2 pseudogenes are annotated in these 1,633 nt (G+C 55.9%); one reads left to right on the forward strand and one right to left on the reverse strand.

Features of this window, described 5'->3' with window-relative positions:
- Positions 1-63: 63 nt before the first annotated feature.
- Positions 64-617, reverse strand: a pseudogene (locus FEV53_RS20170) (IS3 family transposase); the annotation flags it as partial.
- Between the two features lie 49 nt (positions 618-666).
- On the opposite strand from FEV53_RS20170, the pseudogene FEV53_RS20175 reads away from it, so the two are divergent.
- A pseudogene (locus tag FEV53_RS20175) lies at positions 667-1,633 on the forward strand (IS3 family transposase); the annotation flags it as partial.

Here is a 1,633-nt window from a genome sequence, read left to right on the forward strand (position 1 = left end):
CAGAGGTGGTCCTTGAAATTCGACCAGTTTGCCGCCGTGCTAAGCTATAGCATTGGTTTCATTTCAGGCGGCAACCTTCAGGTCCGGAGATTGCYTGTCATAGGCCTCGTCCGGCGTCATGATCCCATGTGATGAGTGCGGGCGTCTTTYGTTGTAGTAGCTGATCCAGTCACCGATCCCGTCCCGGGCTTCGGAACCTGTTTCGAAGGCGTTCAAGTAGACGCATTCGTATTTGAGGGATCGCCAGAGCCGCTCGATCATCCGGTTGTCGATCCAGCGGCCCCGGCCATCCATCGAGATTTTGATCTTTGCGTCGCGCAGCACGTCGGTGAAGTCGGTGCTGGTGARTTGGGATCCTTGATCGGTGTTGAAAATCTCGGGGGTGCTGTATCGAGCCAGCGCTTCTTTCAAAGCCTCGACGCAGAACCCCGCGTCCGTCCGGCATAGTCCTCAGACCTATGGCGGCCTCATGCCGAACTGTTCGAGAGCCGCCAGCTCAGCACCTTCCGGCTGTGCCAATCCATGATGGCCACGAGATAGAGAAACCCCCGGCGCATCGGGATGTAGCTGATGTCAGCACACCAGACCTGGTTAGGTCGGGGGATGGGTATGGTCTTCCCCCACTGAAGTGGTCCTCCGCTATGTTTAGGAAAACGGAGGAAACAGATGGCAAACAAGCGACCAAAGCCAGAGGAAATTGTTACGAAGTTACGGCAGGTTGAGGTTCTGACGGGGCAAGGGATGCCGCGTCTGGATGCGATCCGCCAGATCGGCGTGACTGAACAGACGTTCTACCGCTGGAAGAAAAAGTACGGTGGAATGGGCACGGACCAATTGAAGGAACTTAAGCGTCTTCAGAAAGAGAATGAGCGGCTACGCAAGGCTGTTTCGGATCTGACCCTGGACAAGCTGATCCTGGCGGTGGCCGCAAAGGGAAACTTCTGAGCCCCGCTCGTCGCCGTACCTGCATTGATCGTGTTCGTGCAGAACTGAACGTTTCGGAACGTCGCGCGTGTCGCGTTCTGAGACAACACCGATCGACACAGCGCAAGGTACCCATTGGTCGTCCAGACGAAGAGCGCTTGGTGGCAGATATGATCGAGCTAACCCGGCAATATGGACGGTATGGCTATCGTCGGATTGCAGCAATGCTCAGAGATGCTGGCTGGCATGTGAACGATAAGCGCGTCGAAAGACTGTGGCGACGAGAGGGGCTGAAGGTGCCAATGAARCAACCAARRAARGGACGGCTTTGGCTGAATGATGGATCGTGTGTCCGGTTGCGGCCTGAGCATCCAAACCATGTTTGGTCATATGACTTCGTGCATTGCCGCACGGACGATGGGAAGGCGTTCCGGACATTGAATATCATCGAAGAGTACAGCCGGGAATGTCTGGCGATCCGTGTCGACAGGAAGTTGAACTCAGGCAACGTGATCGATGTGCTGAGCGACCTGTTCATCCTGCGCGGCGTGCCTTCGTTCATTCGGTCTGACAATGGCCCGGAGTTCGTTGCTCAAGCCGTACAGGACTGGATCAAAGCTGTCGGCGCGAAAACGGCTTACATCGAACCTGGATCGCCTTGGGAGAACGGATACTGCGAAAGCTTCAACGCCCGTTTCCGCGACGAGTT

Source organism: Palleronia caenipelagi, from assembly GCF_007004065.1.
In the GTDB taxonomy this organism is placed as follows: domain Bacteria; phylum Pseudomonadota; class Alphaproteobacteria; order Rhodobacterales; family Rhodobacteraceae; genus Palleronia; species Palleronia caenipelagi.